The organism is Rhizobium sp. RAF56 (genome assembly GCF_052113965.1).
GTDB lineage: Bacteria > Pseudomonadota > Alphaproteobacteria > Rhizobiales > Rhizobiaceae > Rhizobium.
In genome coordinates this window covers 94,434-110,947 of record NZ_JBFRDU010000010.1, presented here as the reverse complement: position 1 = coordinate 110,947, position 16,514 = coordinate 94,434, and the positions used below count along the sequence as shown (strand labels likewise).

Sequence of the window (16,514 nt, the reverse complement as noted above, 5' to 3'; positions counted from 1 at the left end):
TGTGCCCTTGGCGTATCATGCGCGGCGGGAGCTTGTTGCAGCCGCTGACGGCAGCATTTGCGCGTGATAGAAACGCCGCATGAAGATTTTGATCGTCGAAGACAACAAGGAGCTTGCCGAATGGCTCGGCAAGGCGCTGCGTCAAGCGCAGTATGCCGTGGATATCGCCGTCGACGGTGAAGACGCGGAGCTCATGCTCAAGGTGGCGACGTATTCCCTTGTCATCCTGGATCTCGCTTTGCCGAAGATTGACGGCATGACGCTGCTAAAGCGGCTGCGTCAGAGCGGAGAAAAGGTTCCTGTCATCATTTTGACCGCCAATGCGAGCCTTGATGGCCGCGTCGCAGGATTGGATGGAGGCGCGGACGACTATCTGGCGAAGCCCTTCGAAATCGCCGAGTTGGAAGCGAGGATCCGTGCAGTCGTGCGAAGGGGGCAGGACCGCGCCGCGCCTGAAATCATCGTCGGCGATCTTACCTTTGCCGGTGCGACACGGCAGTTCTTCGTTGCTGGCGAACCGCTTGCGCTGACGCCGCGAGAACATGCGGTGCTCGAGCATCTGGTGATGAAGGTCGGCACGACGGTCTCGAAGGCGGCACTCTCGGAAAGCATCTTCGGTTTCGACGACGAGGCTGACCCCAGTGCGATTGAAATCTACGTCCATCGGCTGCGAAAGAAACTTGAAGGAAGCTCGGCACAGATCGCAACTTTGCGTGGGCTCGGATATCTACTTCGATATGCGCCCTGACGAGAACACCGGTATTATTGGAAAGCTGTGGTTGGCGATCTGGCGCCTCAGGGATAGCCTGCGGGTGCAGTTGCTGGCTTGGGTGGTCCTCACTCTCATCGGCGCCACCTGCTTCAATCTTTACGACAGCTACCGAACCGCCAATGCGACGGCAGAACTGGTGACCGATCGAACCCTGCTTGCGTCGGCGCGTGTCATCGCCGAAGCCGTGCGTGTCGAGACGGGCGGGACGGTGGCTGTCGACATACCGCCTGCCGCGCTCGAAATGTTCGATACCGGCTACGGCGACCGGGTTTACTATCAGGTGATCACGGCATGGGGGAGCCTTGTCAGCGGCTTTCCCGATTTACCGTCGCCCACCGTCGATCTCGTGGGGCAGGATTTCGATTTTCGCAGCACGGGCGTTCGTGCCTTGACCCTCAATCACCCCGTCGTTGGCCTCCCGAATGACGGGGAGATCTCGGTCACTGTGGCCATTACGCACAACAGCCAATTCGCGCTGCGCCGCCGCCTTTGGTTGGACGACCTCACGAAGCAGCTCGTGCTCGTGCTGTTGGCAGGCCTGGTGACCATCCTTGGCCTCCAAAGGGGGCTCGCGCCTGTGCTGCGGCTGCGTGATGCCGTTCGCGCCCGTGGCCGCGACCGGCTCGATCCCTTGGCTGCCTCGATGGTGCAGACCGAGCTCAGGCCGTTGGTCGCGGCCCTCAACGATCATATGGAAAGGGTCCAGAATCAGATGGCGGCGCAGCGGCGTTTCGTCGCCAACGCCGCGCATCAGCTGCGCACGCCTGTGGCATTGATTTCGACGCAGGCGAGCGTTGCCGCCAGGGAGCATGACGCTGCCCGACGCGACGAGGCGTTAGAGGCGCTGCGCGGCAGCACTCGCCAGATGTCGCGTCTTGCCAGTCAACTCCTCACGCTTTCCCGCGCCGAGCCGGGCAGCCGGCGCCCCCGAAAGGACGTCATCGATCTGGCCGACACAGCGCGTGAAGTTCTGGAGGGGCAGGCCGAGGAAGCGCTGCGACGGGGGATTGACCTCGGATTGGATGCGAACGGTCCCGTGGTTGTCAAAGGCGACGGAACGATGCTCAGGGAAATGCTGGTCAATCTCGTCGATAACGCGATCCGATACACCCGCGAAAACGGCAGCGTCACGGTTTCCGTCGGCAAGGCCGACGACGTGGCCGTGCTCACCGTTGAAGACAGCGGGCCTGGCATCCCTCACGCCGAACGAGAACAGGTTTTCGAGCGGTTCTATCGCGTTCTCGGCACCGAAGGCGAGGGCAGCGGCATCGGCCTTGCGATCGTGCGCGAAGTGGTCGACGGCAGCGGCGGATCGGTGACGCTCGGCGATGCGCCCGGGCAGGGGCTTCTTGTGACGGTGAAGCTGCCGCTTGCCTGAGCCGGATTTGGCACGGAAGACGTTTCCCAGCGATGCTCCAAATGCGAAAAGGCCGGGCGATTTGGCGCCCGGCCTTGCGCTCAGAGGTGCTTGGGAAGACCTACTGAACGTCCATATGCTGTTGCGGACGCCACTTCGCGAGCCGGTTTTCGACAAGGGTCATGATGAATTCCGCGACCAGCGTAACAAGCATGACGAGGAGGATGGCAGCGAACATCCCCGCCGCATCAAAGGTCCCCTTGGCGATGGAGATCAGCTGTCCGATGCCGTACCGCGCGCCGACAAACTCGCCGACGATCGCGCCGATGATCGCGAAGCCAAAGGAGACGTGCAAGCTGGCAAAAATCCAGCTCATCGCCGACGGAATGACGACGGTACGCGTAACCTGCCAATCGGAAGCGCCGAGAATACGCGCGTTTGCGATCATGTTCCGGTCGGCCTCGCGGACGCCCTGGAAGGCGTTCGCGAACACGACGAAGAACACCATGATGAAAGCGAGCGCGACCTTCGACGGCAGGCCAAGGCCCATGATCATGATGAAGATCGGGGCAAGCACGACGCGCGGTATCGAATTGATCGCCTTGATATAGACCGAGAGAATGTCCGCGAGGAAGCGGTTGCGGCCGAGGCTGATGCCAACGAAGACGCCGGCGATCGAACCGGCGAAGAAGCCGATGAGAGCCTCCTCCATGGTGACCCACAGATTGTACCAAAGGGAACCTTCAGTCGTGCCGTTGACCGCCCAGTCGTACAGGCGTTCCACCACGGCACTCGGGCTCGCATAGAAGAACGGGTCGATCCACAGCATGTTAGAGGAAAGCTCCCACATGCCGACGATGCCCACGAGTATGGCGATCTGCCAGAATAGAACCGTCTGCTTGCGGCGCTTGATCGACTTCAGTGCCGCTGCCTCGATTTCGGCATCCGATGTGCCGGTGCGAAAGACCGTGGCTTCGGTCGCGCCCATAGTTACATGTGCCATCTATTGATCCTCCCTCAGGCCGCTTCGCTGGCGCGCTTGTAACTGGTTTCCACTTCCTGGCGGAGGTCGTCCCAGATGGTCTTGCAGTAGTCGATAAACTGCGGCTCGTAGCGTATTTCCGTCACGATGCGCGGTCGGGGCAGGTCGATATTGTAGACCGACTTCACCGTGGCCGGCCCAGCCGTCAGCACGTAGACTTTGTCGGCGAGGGCCACGGCCTCTTCCAGGTCGTGGGTAACGAAAATGACCGACGCCTTTCGCTCCGCCCACAGTTTCAGCAGTTCCTCGTGCATGACGGTGCGTGTCTGCACGTCGAGCGCCGAGAACGGCTCGTCCATCAGCAGGATTTCCGGCTCGTTGATGAACGTCTGCGCCAGTGAGACGCGCTTGCGCATGCCGCCCGACAGTTGGTGGGGATAGTGATGGATGAACTTGGTCAGGCCGACGCGGGCAAGCCAGTCCATGGCTGCCGTCTCGGCTACATCGCGTGGCTTGCCGCGAAAGAGCGGGCCGGCCATGACGTTGTCGAGCACATTCTTCCACGGGAAAAGCGCGTCCGTCTGGAAGACGAAGCCGACGCGCGGATCGATGCCGCTGACTGGGCCGCCCATCAGGCGCACTTCGCCTGCGCTCGGCCGTGCAAGGCCGGTCACCAGGTTGAGTGTCGTCGACTTGCCGCAGCCGGTCGGGCCGACGACGGCAACGAACTCGCCGCGTTCGACGGTCATGTTGAAGTCTCGGATTGCCGTCAGTGATTTGCCTGTCGGCGAAACGAAGCGGCGGCTCACGTTTATGAGTTCGACGGCGGGAATTTGGGTTGACTGCTGTGCCATGAGATTGTCCTCGGGCTCTTTGTCGGGCGCGCAAAGGCGCCGCAGCGCATTTATACTGTAATTCAATGTGCTACAGCGCATCCCTCGCGTTATGGATAAACGCGCGGCGCTGTAATGAGCGGACCGCCCCGGCTTGAACCGGAGCGGCGGCGCAACGCCCTTTACTTGACGTTCTTCACGAACTCCGTCGTGTACGTCTTCGAGAGGTCGATCTGCTTGCCCTTGACGTTCTTGGAGAACTCAGAGAGCACGGCGAGAACGGTCTTCGGACCGTCTTCCGGCATCACGCCATCCGGCGTGAACATACCCTTGCCGGCATCGAGGGCCTTGACGTAACCCTCCTTGTCGCCGACGTAGAAGTCCTTGGGCATCTTCTCGGCGATCTCAGCCGCGGAATGCGTGTTGATGAACCTAAGCGTCTTTACGAAGGCGTTCGCGAGCTTTTGAGCCTCTTCCTTATGGGCGTCGACCCAGGCGGTCTCCATGTAGAGCGATGCTGCCGGATAGGTGCCGCCCAGTGCCTTGCGGGTCGATTTGACCGTGCGCATATCGACGAGCACCGATGCCTCGCCGGTCTTGACCATGCGCGAGATGGTTGGCTCGGTTGTCATGCCGGCAGCGATTTGGTCCTGCTGCATGGCGGCGATAAAGGTGCCGCCAGCGCCCACGGGAACGGTGACCACGTCACCCGGCTTCAGCCCGGCCTTCGACGCCATGTAAAGCGTCAGGAAGTTGGTCGACGAACCGAGGCCGGTCACGCCGAGCGTCTTACCCTTGAAGTCGGCCGGCGACTTGATCTCGGGATGTTTGGCCGAGACCAATTCGACCTCGCCCGGCGCCTGGCTGAACTGGACGATGGATTCGACGAACTTGCCTTTTGCCTGGAGATCCACGGCGTGATCGTAAAAGCCGACGACGCCCTGCACCGCCCCGGCCAGCAACTGGTTTTCCGCGTCGACGCCCGCCGCCTCGTTCAGGAGTTCGACATCGAGGCCTTCATCCTTGAAATAGCCGAGCGCCTCGGTGAGCTTTGCGGGCAGGTAGATCTGCTTTTCGTAGCCACCGACTATGATTGTGATTTTATCGGCAGCGTTTGCGGCCGACGCGCCAAGCGATGCTGCGACGATGATCGCGGACGTGGTAATTCCATTGAACCAACGGCTTTTTGAACGCATAAAAGTCTCCTCCGGTAATATGTTGCGAGCATCGCCTTTCCTCACGACTCTGTGCTTCCTCCACGATGCATTTCCTGCCTAGCGCGCCGAAGCTTTCAACTAGCTTTCAGCAGTTGTGTCGATTGCCCATCGGCATCCAAGTCATCTTCGGCCGTTTGAGCGGCCGTTCAGGTTGCTGTCAGGCAACGCCTCGATAACCCCATTTTCGGCCAACCCGCCAGCGGATCGAGATGGGGCATGACATTTCACGCGATTGCGCGGCAAAGAGCTTTTGCAGGTACGTTTCTGACGCTTGGAGCGGCTTGGCTGTTCTTGCTGTCGATGTTTCACGCGTTGCCGTCGATCGATATCGCCGTCTCGGAATTTTTCTTCAGCGGACCGGCATGTGAGACGTCGCTCGCTCCAGTACCGTGCGGACACTTCTCGCTCAGCACCGACGGGCAGATCAAGGCGCTGCGCTGGGGCCTCTACGCGCTTCCGTATATGGGCGCAGCAATCGTCGTGTCGGCGCTTGTTCTTGGGGCCGTTTCAAGGCGCTGGCGCGAGCGTTTGCCAATCCGCCGTCTCTGGCTGTCGCTTATAAGCCTTGGTATCGGCACTGGCCTGATCACTAACGTCCTTCTGAAAGGCCATTGGGGCAGGCCGCGGCCGATCCAGACGGATCTCTTTGGCGGGACGATGGCGTTCATGCCGGCGGGATCCTTCGCTGGAGCTTGTGAACGCAATTGCTCCTTCATCTCGGGCGAAGCATCTGGCGCGGGATGGCTGATCTGCCTTCTCATCCTTCTGCCGCCGCGCTACCGCGCGTGGATCGCCCCGCCGGTGATCGTCGCATCCGTCGCCACGGCATTCCTTCGTGTGGCGGTAGGGGCGCATTTTACGTCAGACGTGATCCTCGGATGGCTTCTTTCGATCCTCGTCTTTATCGGGCTGCTTGCTCTCGAGCAGAGCGTTGCCGACGACTGAGTTCGCAGCAGTTCCAAGCTGCGATTGCCCCTTGTCCATGAAATCTGTTGATCCGGTCAACGTCGGCACTTACCGATAGTGTCGACATAAGGATTCTTTGCATGGCTCTTTCCGATACTGGTCCAGTTCCCGAACGCAAGCGCGGCTCCGGCGTGAAGATGGTCTATGAACTCTTGCGTGACGAGATCCTCGATCTGGTGCTGCCGCCGGGCAGTCCGATCGACGAGGTACAGCTGGCCGAGCGGTTCAAGATGTCGCGCACGCCCATTCGCGAGGCGCTCGTCCGGTTGGCCGGCGAGGGGTTGATCGATACGTTGCCCAACCGCTCGACGATGGTGTCGAACATCGATTTCCTCAACATGCACACCTTCTTCGATGCGCTTGTGCTGATGTACCGCGTCACGACGCGGCTTGCCGCTCAATACCACCGGCCGGAGGATCTGGCGGCCATTCGCACCCATCAGGCGCGGTTCACGGCGGCGGCGGATGCGCAAGACGCTCTTGCGATGATCGCCACCAACGCAGCCCTGCATTCGGCGATCGCGGATGCCGGCCGTAATCCGTATTTCATCAGTCTCTTCAATCGCCTCCTCGATGAGGGAAGGCGTATTTTGAGACTTTACTACCAATCCTATGGTGACCGGTTGCCGCAACAGTTCGTCGACGAGCATGAGGATATGATCGCCGCGATCGCCGCCCGCGACACCGACGCTGCGGATCGGCTGGCAAAGGCGCATGCCGAACAGATCGTCGATCAGATCAAGACGCYTTTTTCCCGCAATGGGCCGCTGGACATCGCCCTGTGATGTTCTGTCGATTTCTTGTCGACAAATAAAATACAAAGCGCTATTGTCGTTTCAAGGACGCAGTTTCTGCGTTTGCGCGATTGTTTCGGGAATGGCCCGTGATTGGTGCCAAGAGGAGATTTACGATGAAAGCCAAGATTTTCTCCGGTGTCATACCGGCCCTGATGACCCCTTGCAGGCAAGACCGCAGCCCCGATTTCGAAGCGCTCGTGCGCAAGGGCAAGCAGCTCATCGCTGAAGGGATGTCGGCGGTCGTCTATTGCGGCTCCATGGGCGACTGGCCGTTGCTCACCGATGCCCAGCGCATGGAAGGTGTCGAACGCCTCGTCAAGGCCGGCGTGCCGGTTATCGTGGGCACGGGCGCCGTCAACACGGCTTCGGCTGTTGCTCACGCAGCCCATGCGCAAAAGGTCGGCGCGCAGGGGCTGATGGTGATCCCGCGCGTCCTGTCGCGCGGTCCTTCGCTGGTCGCGCAAAAAGCGCACTTCAAGGCGATCCTTTCCGCCGCGCCCGACCTTCCCGCCGTCATCTACAACAGCCCTTATTACGGCTTTGCGACGCGCGCGGACCTTTTCTTCGCGCTACGCGCCGAGCATCGGAACCTGGTTGGATTCAAGGAATTCGGCGGACCGGCCGACCTGCGCTACGCCGCCGAGTTCATCACCAGCCAGGACGATGGCGTTTCGCTAATGATTGGCGTCGATACCGCCGTCTTCCACGGCTTCGTCAACTGCGGCGCGACCGGCGCGATCACCGGCATCGGCAACGTCCTGCCGAAGGAAGTCATCCACCTCTGCAACCTTGCGCAAGCGGCAGCCACCGGCGACGCCGATGCGCGCCAACGGGCGCTGGAACTGGAACAGGCATTGGCGGTTCTCTCCTCCTTCGACGAGGGCCCGGACCTGGTCCTCTATTTCAAGCACATGATGGTGCTGAAGGGCGACGAGGAATATACCCATCACTTCAACGAGACCGACGCATTGACGGCAAGCCAGCGCGGCTATGTCGAAGCGCAGTTCAAGCTTTTCAACGCCTGGTACGGCGAATGGAGCAAGCTGCCGGGTGCCGTTGCGAAGTACAGGGCCTGAAGGCCAGCCGGGATGCGTGCGCTCAAGTCTTGAGCGCGAAAGATCTTTGACGGCGCGGACGCGCCGTCACTGGATTCCGGCTCTTCGGTCGGAATGATGTTTCACATAGACCCATGCGCAGATCTGCCGCGAGCTGGCGACCCGCTCAGCGCCAGCCGAGAGCGGGTGCTACGTGCTTGAGGATCGCCTCGATGACATGGGCGTTGTAGTCGACGCCGAGCTGGTTCGGCACGGTCAGGAGCAGGGTGTCGGCCTCAGCGACGGCCTCGTCCTCGGTGAGCTGCTTGATCAGCGCATCCGGCTCTGCGGCGTAAGAGCGTCCGAAGATGGCGCGGGTGTTTTCATCGATATAGCCGATCGTATCCTGTTCCTTGCCGCCGCCGCCGAAATAGGCGCGGTCGCGATCGTCGACGAGGGCAAACATGCTGCGGCTGACCGAGACGCGCGGCGTGCGCGTATGGCCGGCTTCCTTCCAGGCCTCGCGGTAGGCGCGGATCTGGTTCGCCTGCTGGACATGGAAGGGCTCGCCCGTTTCGTCATCCTTCAGCGTCGAGCTTTGCAGGTTCATGCCGAGCTTGGCCGCCCAGACGGCCGTGGCGTTCGAGCCGGCGCCCCACCAGATGCGGTCGCGCAAGCCTTCCGAATGCGGCTCAAGGCGCAAAAGACCGGGCGGGTTCGGAAACATGGGGCGGGGATTGGGCTTGGCAAAGCCATCGCCTTTCAGCGCTTCGAGAAGCACCTCGGCATGGTTGCGGCCCATGTCGGCGTCCGTTGCGCCTTCCTGCGGCTGGTAGCCGAAGTATTTCCAGCCATCGATCACCTGCTCGGGCGAACCGCGGCTGATGCCGAGCTGCAGACGGCCGCCGGAGATCAGGTCGGCGGCGCCGGCGTCTTCCGCCATGTAGAGCGGGTTCTCGTAGCGCATGTCGATGACGGCGGTGCCGATTTCAATGCTTTTCGTCTTCGCGCCGACCGCCGCCAGCAGCGGGAAAGGCGAGGCGAGTTGCCGAGCGAAATGATGGACGCGGAAATAGGCGCCATCGGCACCAAGTTCTTCCGCCGCGACCGCGAGATCGATCGATTGCAGAAGAGCGTCGCCCGCCGAGCGGGTGCCCGACTGCGGGGAGGGCGTCCAATGGCCGAAGGAAAGGAATCCGATTTTTTTCATGGTGCTACCGCCTGAAGCTTTGCTGGTGCCGTTTCGTTCTAGATGGCACAAGATGGGGTGAGGCGACAGCCGTTCAAAGCCTGAACGCTCTGTTCAGAGAATGGAGTGGGTTTCCTTCGTACTTCATGCCGCCGCATCGGGGGCGGGAAAACTGACAGGGCGACAAGAGCCGCGGATCGTCAGCCTCCCCTGCAGGACGAGCTTCTGCGGCGCCTCCGGGCTCAAACCCTCGAGGCGATTGAGAAGAAGCTGCGCCGCCTGCTCACCGATTGCTTCCACGGGCTGCGCAATCGTCGTGAGATGCGGCTCGAACACATCCGCCCAAGGGAAGTCGTCGAAGCTTGCAACGGAGACGTCGCCGGGGCAACTCAGCCCGAGATCCCGGATCGCCTTCATGACGCCGATGACCATGAGGTTGTTGGCGGAAAAGATCGCGGTCGGCCGTCCGGTATTGGAGAGCAGCTGCATCGCGACCTTGTAGGCATCCTTCTCGCGGAAATTGCCGATGCGCACCAGGCCGTCGTCATAGGACAGTCCGGCGGCCTCAAGCGCGGAACGATAGCCGGACAAGCGGTCTCGCCCGGTCGAGGTTTCGAGAGAGCCGGAGATATAGCCGATCCGGCGATGACCGAGGCCGAGCAGGTACGCGGTCGCGTCGTGCACCGCCCGCCGGTTGTCGAGGACGACGGCGTCGGTGTCCATTCCCTCGCAAAGACGGTCGATGAGGACGGTCGGCAGCCTGGCTGCCGCAAGAATGCGCTTCAGGTGCGCGTCGTCGCCCGCAGGGGCAATGATCAGCCCATCGACCATCCGGTCGATCAAAAGCTCGATCTGCTCGTCCTGCATGCCGACGTCCTCGTCGTTGCAGCAGAGCATGACGGCGTATCCGGCGCGGTGCAGCACATCCTGGATTACCGAAACGACGTCGGTAAAGAAGGGATTGGTGATGTCGGCCACCATAAGCCCTATCGTTCTGGTCGTCCCCATCTTCAGGCTTCGGGCGATGGCGTTGCGCTTGTAGCCGATGCGCTGGATCGCATCCTCGATGCGCATGCGCAACTCCGGACTGACCGGAGACGATCTGTTGATCATCGCGGAGACGGTCGCCACGGAAACCTCGGCGGACCGGGCAACGTCCCGCATGGTGGGAGCAGATGATTTGCGGTTTCGGCGCTCTGTCATCGAATTCAAATCGTTTCGCCGTTGGTATCAATCAAACATATTCGACTGAGAAAAATTGCGCAATATCACCCCATTTTCTGCGTTCCCGCGCGCTTGACACCTGCTAAACGTTTCGACTACGTTTTAGGGAATTGGAAAATACAGTCGTCGGATATTGACGGTAGGGAGGCCGTCCATGTCATGCGCGATGACGTTCCTGTGCCCCCCGGAAACAATGGGACCAATGCGGCCCCCGTGCTCGCTGTCGAAGGCGTGACGAAGTCGTTTGGGGGCATCGCCGCCCTCAAGGACGTTCACTTCGATCTATTTGCCGGCGAGATCCATTCGCTGATGGGCGAAAACGGAGCCGGCAAGTCGACGCTCATGAAGATCCTGGCCGGAGTCTATCCGGACTACGATGGCATCGTCCGGGTCGATGGCGATGACGTGCGCTTTGCCAGCGTTCGCGATGCGGAGGCGGCCGGTATCGCCATCATTCATCAGGAATTGAATCTCGTCCCGGAACTCACCGTCGCCGACAATATCTTCCTCGGCCGCGAGCGCCTGGTTGCCGGGCTCTGGGTCAATCGCCGGGCGAGCCTGGATGCCGCGCAAAGATTGCTGGGCCGCCTCGGAATAGCGCTCGATCCTCAGATTCGCGTCGGAACTTTGAGAGTAGGGGAGCAACAGCTCGTCGAGATCGCCAAGGCTCTCTCGTTGAATGCCCGCATTCTCATCATGGACGAGCCGACATCCGCGCTCTCGCCGGCGGAGTGCCGGCGGCTTTTCGCCATCATGCGGCAACTCGCGGCGAACGGCGTCGGAATCATCTACATATCGCACCGGATCGACGAGGTTATGCAGCTCAGCGATCGTGTCACCGTCTTCCGCGACGGCCGGCATATCTGGACCCGGCCCATCGCGGGCCTCGAAGAGAGGGCGGTGATCGCGGCGATGGTCGGCCGCACGCCGCTCGACGCAATGCGCACGCCGACCGTCTCAGAGCGACCGGTCGTGCTGGCGGTCCGAAATCTTTCGCTGTCAACGGCCACGCGCGGAGGCTGGAACGAGGTTCTGCGCGGTGTCAGCTTCTCCGTGCACGCAGGCGAGGTTCTCGGCATTGGAGGGCTGCTTGGCGCGGGGCGCACGGAAATCCTTGAGACCATATTCGGTTCGAGCGTTGGACGTGCCTCGGGAGAGATCCGGTTGGATGGCAACCCGGTCGAGATCCGCTCGCCACGCGACGCGCGGCGGCTCGGCATTGCGCTTGTGACGGAGGATCGCAAGACGCAGGGTCTGCATATGTACGACACGGTGACCGACAATGTCGCACTGCCGCTCGTCGGGCGGTTTGCACGCTTCGGCTTGCGCCGCATGGGCCTTGAAGCGGCTTTGGCGCGGCACGCGGTTAAGACGCTCGGCGTCCGTTGCAACGGTATCGACCAGCCTGTCGGGACGCTCTCCGGCGGAAACCAGCAGAAGGTCGTGATGGGCAAGTGGCTCGCGACGAGGCCGCGCGTCCTGCTGCTCGACGAGCCGACGCGGGGCATCGATGTGGGCGCGAAACGCGAAATCTACGACCTCATTTTCCGGCTGGCCGATGAAGGACTTGCGATCGTCGTCGTCAGTTCCGAATTGCCGGAACTGCTTCTTCTGGCCGACCGCGTGCTGGTGATGGCGGAAGGACGGCACACCGGCACGCTCTCGCGTGCGGAGGCGAGCGAGGAGCATATCATGCAGCTCGCAGCACCTCGCGGCTTCCATGGAACTGTCAATGCGCATGAAAGGCCGGCTGCATGGCCCTTGTGAGAATACTTTCCCGCACGAAGCTCTACTGGGGGCTCATCGCGATCTTTCTGATCGGGGTGTTGTCGTCACCGGTGACATCGTCGGGAAGGAACATTTTTCTCTCCTCGGGCAACCTGCTTGACGTGCTCCGACAGGTCTCGACGACGGGTTTGATCGCCACAGGCATGACGGCGGTCATCATCACGGGCGGCATCGATCTTTCGGTCGGTTCCCTGATGGCGATCTGCAGCGTCGTCTGCGCGATGTTGCTGACAGTGCCGGGCGTAACGCCGGCGGTCTATCTCAGCCTTCCCGCGGTTGGCCTCGTAGCACTGGTCGTCGGCGTGTCGCTCGTGCGTTTCGTGTTCCTGAACATGGCGAAGGCGCGTGCGGGCGACGAAAACGTGCGCGACATCCGTCTCGGGCCGATGCGTGGCGCGGTTCTCCCGACGGCCGCCGCCGTCCTCATCTGTGCGCTCGCGGTCGGCTACCTGATCCCGCAGGTGGAGACGAAATTCGGCGTGCTTGGCGTGCTTCTCGCCGCGCCTGCCGTCGGACTGATATTCGGCGCGATCAACGGCATCGTCATCGTGCTCGGCCGGCTGCAGCCCTTCATCGTCACGCTGGCGATGATGGTGACGGCGCTCGGCATTGCCCGGCTGGTCGCCGGCCAGAACAATGCGGTGCTGCCGGTCTATACAGGTTCCAACGCGACGGCCGAGTTCGATATTCTCCGTCAGCTGGTGTTCGGTGTCGTGCCGATGCCCGGCATCTTCTTCATCGTGGCAATGATCCTCTACGGTGTCGTTCTGCGGTTCACGCCGTTCGGTCGCTACGTCTACGCCATCGGCGGCAACGAAGAAGCAGCAAGGCTGTCGGGCATCAACGCGGACCGGGTGAAGATCGTCACCTATGCGGTTTCTGGCCTGCTTGCCGGCATCGCGGCTGTTCTCTACGTGGCGCAGTATCGGCAGGGAAAGCCGGACGCAGGGGCGGGACTGGAGCTCGATGCGATCGCCGCGGTGGTGATCGGCGGCACGAGCCTGATGGGCGGGCGCGGCAGCCTTGCCGGCACCTTCTGCGGGGTGCTGATCTTTGGGCTGCTATCCAACATTTTGCAGCTTCACAACATCAATTCCAATCTTCAACTGGTTCTGAAGGGCGTGATCATCATCGGCACCGTGCTTGTGCAGGAGCGCAGCACGGGGGATTTGCTCGCCAGGCTGCGGCTTGGAGGCCGCCGTCCGGTTTCGAAAGGTTCGGCCGCGGAGGAGCGGTCGCGAGAGGCGTTGCCTCTAACAATGGGAGGAAAGAAGGAATGAAACGTCGTGAGCTCATGAAATTGGCGGCCACTGTTGCCGTCTTCGCCGCTACCACCGCACTTATGCCCGCCAAGGACGCTGCCGCCCAAGACAAGAAAATGCGCATCGGCTTCAGCCAGGCGACCACCATCGAACCCTGGCGCGCCCAGTTCAACAAAGACATCATCGCCGAAGCCGCTAAACACCCGGACGTCGAGCTGATCATCACCGACGGCGAGGACAAGACCGAAAAGCAGGTGGCTGACGTCGAGAACCTGATCCGTCAGGAGGTCGATGCATTGCTGATATCGCCGAAGGAATCGGCCGGCCTCACCGGCGTTGTCGTGCAGGCGATCGACGCCAAAATCCCGGTCTTCGTGCTCGACCGCAACGTCGAAACCGACAAATACACGCAGTTCGTCGGCGGCGATAACAAGCTGATCGGCAGGGCAGCCGGCGAATACGCCGTCGAACTTCTTGGCGGCAAGGGTAAGGCAACCGGCAACGTCGTCGAGATCTGGGGCGGCATGGGCACCCAACCTGCCCACGATCGCCATGACGGCTTCCACGAATTCACCGACAAGGAGGCAGGCATCAAGAATCTCCTCGACCAGCAGTCGGGCGACTGGAAGCAGGATCAGGCCTACAACATCATGGCAACAGCCCTTCGCAACAACGAAAAGATCGACCTCGTCTACGGACACAACGACCCGATGGCATACGGCGCCTATCTCGCGGCCAAGGACGCCGGCCGCGAGAAGGAAATAAAGTTCATCGGCATCGATGCCTTGCCGGCCGAGGGTGTGACCTGGGTGAACAACGGCGAACTGACGGCCACATTCCTCTATGCGACGCCGGGTGCCGAGGGATTGCGGCAGGCCGTCAAATTCCTGAAGGGCGAGAAAGTCGAAAAGTCCATCACACTCGACACCAAGATGGTGACCAAGGACAACGCCGCGCAGATCATGAAGGACAACGGCCTCTAAGGCGTGCTTCGCTTGCAAAGGCAAGCTGTTGGTTCGAAATCATGAAGTTTTGAACGAGCGTCCCAGGGTAACTTGGGGCGCTCTATTTTTGCTCGGGCGCGCCAGTCTGCAATTGACCATCGACCCGAACGCGATCCACCTTTACGCGTCCGATACCGGGCGAAGCCTCGCGGCACCGGTCGCACCGGCACCGAAGCGGCAAACGCACAGGGTATGACGGAGCTGCTGGACCTACGCGCTAGCGCGAAAACCGCACGAAAGCGAAGGTCTTGGAATCCGGCGCCCAGCAGGGGACGTTGATGGTGCCCTGGCCGCCGACGAGGCTAAGCAGGATTTCCGGGTGTCCGCCTTCCGCCGGCAGCAATCGAAGCTCGACATCCTGATCGCGGGGATGGCTTTTAACGCCGGGTTCATAGGCGACGTAGAGAATGTGCTTGCCGTCGGGCGAGGGGTGGGGGAACCAATTCACCCGCTCGTCCGCGGTCATCTTTTCGGCGCCGCTCCCGTCCGGGCGGATGCGCCACAGCGCCACCTCACCCTCCTTTTCGCCGTTGAACCATATCCATTTGCCGTCCGGCGTGTAGTCCGGCCCGTCGCAATGGTCGAAGCCCCTCGTGACCTGGAATTCCTCGCCACCTTCGAGGGCGCAGGTGTAGATCTGAAACGTGCCGTCGCGTTTGGCGACATAGGCAAGCGTCGCGCCATCGGGCGACCAGCCGTGCCAGTAGGAGGGCACGTTTTCCGTGACGCGCCGCGGGAGACCGCCGCCGACCGGCAATGTGTAGACGGCGCTCATCCCGTCTTTCGTCGAATCGCTGATCGCGAGCAGGCTGCCGTCCGGTGAGATGCCGTGGTCGTTGTTAAGTCGGTTGGCAAAGCCGCTATCGATCTCGATCATTTCAGGGTGAGCCAGATCGATGCGGAAGAGCCGCCCGTTGCTATTGACGATCAAAGCCTTGCCGTCGCGGGTCCAGTTCGGCGCTTCGACAAGCTCGTTGCTCTGAAGAATCGCCGTAGCTGTCCGCGTCTCCAGGTCGTAAATCGCCACTTCGCTTCGCATGCTGCCCCGTCCTCAACTGTTATATTGCTTTGAGCAGATATAGCACGCAGATGGCGCCGGCACAGCCAAACAACGGCGTGTCTGCCTGATGTGTGCGCGGCATAGCGGGAGAATTATGTCGCTAGGGCACGGTCTGGCGAAAACGAGGTTTCCGCAGCGGCGTCGGCGGTGTAGTCCTTACCTCATCGCGCCGAATCCTTCGCCTGCTCAATCGTTCTTGCCCGGAGTGCACCCATGGCCCATTCCCTCAATGCCCCCGCTGTCCAGAAGGGCGCGGCCGGCCCGAACCAACCGGCGCTCGAGAGCGAGGAAATCTGGCAGGCGCGCGTCGATCTCGCCGCGTGCTTCCGCATGGCAGCGCGCCACGGCCTCGAAGAGGGTATCTGCAACCATTTCTCCGCGATGGTTCCCGGCTATGACGACCTGTTCATCGTCAATCCCTACGGCTATGCCTTCCGCGAGTTGACGGCCTCCAAACTGCTGATCTGCGATTTTTTCGGCAACGTCGTTTCCGGGGACGGCCAGCCGGAGGCGACCGCCTTCTATATTCACGCTCGCATCCACAAGAACGTTCCCCGTGCCAGGGCGGCATTTCACACCCACATGCCCTATGCGACCGCCCTATCGATGACCGAGGGCGATCCGCTCATCTTTGCCGGGCAGACGGCTTTGAAATTCTATGGCCGCACAGCCTTTGACAGGAACTACAACGGCCTGGCGCTCGACGAACGCGAAGGCGACCGCATCGCAGCCGCGATCGGCGACGCGGACATCGTTTTCATGAAGCATCACGGCGTGATGGTGCTTGCCCCGAATATCGCCGAGGCCTGGGACGACCTCTACTATCTGGAGCGCGCCTGCCAGGTCCAGACGCTGGCGCTCTCGACCGGGCGCCAGGTCCTTCCCGTCGATCCCCCGATTGCCGAAGCGGCGTACCGGCAGATGCGTGAAGGCGATCCGGAATCCGCCCGCCTTCACCTCGAAGCAATCAAGCGCACGCTTGCGGTCGAAGAGCCGCGATTTGCCGAATAAAGCGTTGTCACGCAATTC

General features: G+C 61.5%; 15 protein-coding genes. 9 read left to right on the top strand and 6 right to left on the bottom strand.

The window, feature by feature from the left end:
• The first annotated feature begins 79 nt into the window (after window positions 1–79).
• Entirely contained in the window at window positions 80–748 is a 669-nt protein-coding gene (locus AB4048_RS10750; RefSeq protein ID WP_442201940.1) for a response regulator, read from the top strand.
• Entirely contained in the window at window positions 738–2,150 is a 1,413-nt protein-coding gene (locus AB4048_RS10745) for a sensor histidine kinase (RefSeq protein ID WP_442201939.1), read from the top strand. Before AB4048_RS10750 ends, AB4048_RS10745 begins: the two co-directional genes overlap by 11 nt.
• Window positions 2,151–2,250: 100 nt before the next feature.
• Here AB4048_RS10745 and AB4048_RS10740 read toward each other — a convergent pair whose 3' ends face one another.
• From AB4048_RS10740 to AB4048_RS10730, 3 genes are all read right to left on the bottom strand, one after another.
• Window positions 2,251–3,132, bottom strand: coding sequence for an ABC transporter permease (locus tag AB4048_RS10740; protein WP_442201938.1), 882 nt, complete (start codon window positions 3,130–3,132; stop codon window positions 2,251–2,253).
• Between the two features lie 14 nt (window positions 3,133–3,146).
• Complete coding sequence (locus AB4048_RS10735) at window positions 3,147–3,965, bottom strand: ABC transporter ATP-binding protein (RefSeq protein WP_442201937.1); 819 nt, start codon at window positions 3,963–3,965, stop codon at window positions 3,147–3,149.
• A gap of 161 nt (window positions 3,966–4,126) precedes the next feature.
• Window positions 4,127–5,140, bottom strand: a complete 1,014-nt coding sequence (locus AB4048_RS10730) for an ABC transporter substrate-binding protein (RefSeq protein ID WP_442201936.1) — start codon at window positions 5,138–5,140, stop codon at window positions 4,127–4,129.
• 237 nt (window positions 5,141–5,377) lie between these two features.
• On the opposite strand from AB4048_RS10730, the gene AB4048_RS10725 reads away from it, so the two are divergent.
• The 3 genes from AB4048_RS10725 to AB4048_RS10715 all read left to right on the top strand — a co-directional run bounded on the left by AB4048_RS10725 (window position 5,378) and on the right by AB4048_RS10715 (window position 8,000).
• A complete protein-coding gene (locus AB4048_RS10725) occupies window positions 5,378–6,106 on the top strand; it encodes a phosphatase PAP2 family protein (RefSeq protein WP_442201935.1) in 729 nt (242 codons plus the stop codon).
• A gap of 101 nt (window positions 6,107–6,207) precedes the next feature.
• Window positions 6,208–6,912 (top strand): GntR family transcriptional regulator, encoded by a 705-nt coding sequence (locus tag AB4048_RS10720; protein ID WP_442201934.1) that lies wholly within the window; start codon window positions 6,208–6,210, stop codon window positions 6,910–6,912.
• Between the two features lie 125 nt (window positions 6,913–7,037).
• Window positions 7,038–8,000: a dihydrodipicolinate synthase family protein gene (locus tag AB4048_RS10715; protein WP_442201933.1), complete on the top strand. Its 963-nt coding sequence runs from the start codon at window positions 7,038–7,040 to the stop codon at window positions 7,998–8,000.
• 145 nt (window positions 8,001–8,145) lie between these two features.
• Here the strand turns inward: AB4048_RS10715 and AB4048_RS10710 are convergent, their stop codons facing one another.
• The gene (locus AB4048_RS10710; RefSeq protein WP_442201932.1) at window positions 8,146–9,168 is read right to left on the bottom strand and encodes an LLM class flavin-dependent oxidoreductase; all 1,023 of its coding nucleotides are present in this window, start codon (window positions 9,166–9,168) and stop codon (window positions 8,146–8,148) included.
• Between the two features lie 123 nt (window positions 9,169–9,291).
• Window positions 9,292–10,311 carry a LacI family DNA-binding transcriptional regulator gene (locus AB4048_RS10705; RefSeq protein ID WP_442202008.1) on the bottom strand — a complete coding sequence of 340 codons (1,020 nt, stop codon included), beginning with the start codon at window positions 10,309–10,311 and terminating at the stop codon, window positions 9,292–9,294.
• Window positions 10,312–10,530: 219 nt separating this feature from the next.
• Here AB4048_RS10705 and AB4048_RS10700 point away from each other — a divergent pair, with 219 nt between their 5' ends.
• The 3 genes from AB4048_RS10700 to AB4048_RS10690 are packed head-to-tail and all read left to right on the top strand — an operon-like array spanning window position 10,531 to window position 14,404.
• Window positions 10,531–12,138, top strand: a complete 1,608-nt coding sequence (locus AB4048_RS10700) for a sugar ABC transporter ATP-binding protein (protein WP_442201931.1) — start codon at window positions 10,531–10,533, stop codon at window positions 12,136–12,138.
• On the top strand, window positions 12,126–13,439 hold the full coding sequence (locus tag AB4048_RS10695; protein WP_442201930.1) for an ABC transporter permease: 1,314 nt from the start codon (window positions 12,126–12,128) through the stop codon (window positions 13,437–13,439). Before AB4048_RS10700 ends, AB4048_RS10695 begins: the two co-directional genes overlap by 13 nt.
• Window positions 13,436–14,404, top strand: a complete 969-nt coding sequence (locus tag AB4048_RS10690; RefSeq protein WP_442201929.1) for a substrate-binding domain-containing protein — start codon at window positions 13,436–13,438, stop codon at window positions 14,402–14,404. The genes AB4048_RS10695 and AB4048_RS10690 overlap by 4 nt, the downstream gene beginning before the upstream one ends.
• 238 nt (window positions 14,405–14,642) lie before the next feature.
• On the opposite strand, the gene AB4048_RS10685 is transcribed toward AB4048_RS10690, so the two are convergent.
• The gene (locus AB4048_RS10685) at window positions 14,643–15,464 is read right to left on the bottom strand and encodes a TolB family protein (protein ID WP_442201928.1); all 822 of its coding nucleotides are present in this window, start codon (window positions 15,462–15,464) and stop codon (window positions 14,643–14,645) included.
• Window positions 15,465–15,698: 234 nt separating this feature from the next.
• Between AB4048_RS10685 and AB4048_RS10680 the strand changes: the two genes are divergently transcribed.
• Window positions 15,699–16,496 carry an aldolase gene (locus tag AB4048_RS10680; protein ID WP_442201927.1) on the top strand — a complete coding sequence of 266 codons (798 nt, stop codon included), beginning with the start codon at window positions 15,699–15,701 and terminating at the stop codon, window positions 16,494–16,496.
• Window positions 16,497–16,514 lie beyond the last annotated feature (18 nt).